The 578-nt window shown below is 51.2% G+C and carries 1 protein-coding gene; it reads right to left on the bottom strand.

Annotated elements, in window-relative coordinates; genetic code table 11:
* Positions 1-578, bottom strand: a 578-nt coding sequence (locus PSH54_RS20550; protein WP_273607007.1) for an Ig-like domain-containing protein, incomplete at both ends; no start/stop codon positions are given.

Genomic DNA, 578 nt, shown 5'->3' on the forward strand with positions numbered 1-578 from the left:
GCTGGCTTGTACACTGTAGCTGCCATCAGGTAATTCTGGACTGATTGCTTGCCAGTTGCCGTTGACATCCACGGTGGCGGTGAGCGGTGTTTCATCGCCATTACTGTCGGTGATTACAATGTTTACAGCTGTGCCTTCTGGCTCAGTTGAAGTACCACTAATAAGTGGAGTACTGTCGTTACCAAGCCCCAGTGCATCCACAGTTACAACCGGGGTAATGGTATCTACATTACCACTGCTGTTGGCGGTGCTCTCATTGCCGGCGGCATCAGTAATACTGGCCGTTACAGTAAAGTCACCTTGTGCCAGCGCACTTGGCACTTCAATATCCCAATGCCCATCCGTGCCAACGGTGGTGGTAATGGTTTGCACAGCGCCATCACTGTCGGTCACGGTGAGTGTTACCGTGCCGCCAATTTCGTTACTGGTGCCTTGCAGTGTCGGTGTTAAATCGTTTATATCGCCTACATTTTGTATCGTAAGCGTTGGCGCTTGCGTGTCGATAGTCGTGGTTTCACTCACGGTGGTTTCGTTGCCTACGCTGTCGCGTACGCTCACTTCAATTGTGCTTTCACCTT

It is taken from the genome of Pseudoalteromonas sp. Angola-30, assembly GCF_028599215.1.
Lineage (GTDB): Bacteria > Pseudomonadota > Gammaproteobacteria > Enterobacterales > Alteromonadaceae > Pseudoalteromonas > Pseudoalteromonas atlantica.